Raw genomic sequence first — 1,266 nt, forward strand, 5'->3', positions numbered from 1 at the left:
TGACCTGCCCCACGGTTTGGGTTCCAGCTGCGGTGGCTAACTGGCAGCGTGGATGGTGTCTTGTGCGGAGAGTAGTTCGTACTCGACGGGAGTGCGGTAGCCCAGTGCTGAATGTCGTCTCTGGCGGTTGTAGAAGATCTCGATGAACTCGAAGATCGCGTTGGCCAGTTCGACCCGGGTCTTCCAGCGCTTGCGGTTGAGCAGCTCGATCTGCATCGAGGACCAGAACGACTCCATCATCGCGTTGTCCAGGCCGTCCCCCACGGTGCCGAACGACGGCAGGAGGCCGGCGGAGCGGATCCGTTCCCCGAAGACCCAGGAGGTGAACTGGGTGCCGTGATCGGCGTGAACGATCCCGCCCGGCTCGGGGCGGCGGTTGCGGATGGCCATGTCCAGCGCGTTGACCACGAGGGTGGAGTCCTGCCGTGAGTCGATGGACCAGCCCACGATCTTGCGGCTGAACGCATCCAGGACCGCCGCGCAGTAGACCCACCCTTCCCTGGTGCGGTGCTGCGTGATGTCGGTGACCCACAGCTCGTCGGGACGCAACCGATGGAACTTGCGATTGACGAGGTCCTCAGCGGTGACGATGCCACGCAACCGCTTGATGCGTACCGGTCCAGGCAGGCCGTGGATCCCGGCCTGTGTCATCAGCACCGACACGGTCCTGGTGCAGACCCGGATGCCCATGCCCAGGGTGAGCTCGGCGTGGATGCGGCGGTAGCCGTAGGTTCCGCGGGAAGCAACGTGAACCTCTCGGATCAGTCCGGTCAGCCAGTCCCGCCGTAGCTGCCGTGGCGTGGTCGGTGTGCGCTTGTGCTTGTAGTAGTTCTGCCGGGCGATGCCAAGGATCCGGCAGCACCTGTTGACCGGTGCCCCGGCATCGACGAGTCGGTCGATCACCGGGTAGAGCCTTTTGGGGCCGGCTTGTCCTCGCCAAGGAACTTCGCCGTCTGCCGGACGATCGCCAGCTCGGTTTCCAGCTCATGGATCCGCCGGCGAGCGGCCCGCAACTCAGCAGACTCGCTCGACGGCGTTCCCGGTCGCCGCCCATTGTCGACGTCGTCCTGCCGCAACCACTTCGACAACGTGACGGGATGGATACCGAGCTCCACCGCCGTCTGTCTGGCCTGCTTGCCGGCGCGGACCAGCGCGATGGCACGCGCCCGGAACTCCGGAGGATAGGGACGAGGCATGACTGCCAGCCTTCCGTGAAGGGCTGTCAGTTAGCCACCAGAACTGGAACCTGGGAGGTGGGGCAGGTCA

Annotated in this window: 1 pseudogene; it reads right to left on the reverse strand. The window is 65.2% G+C overall.

The features are described 5' to 3' along the window. Positions 1 to 36 precede the first annotated feature (36 nt). A pseudogene (locus tag ABZ854_RS37270) lies at positions 37 to 1,196 on the reverse strand (IS3 family transposase). Positions 1,197 to 1,266 lie beyond the last annotated feature (70 nt).

The sequence above is a fragment of the Streptomyces sp. NPDC047028 genome, assembly GCF_040644095.1.
GTDB lineage: Bacteria > Actinomycetota > Actinomycetes > Streptomycetales > Streptomycetaceae > Streptomyces.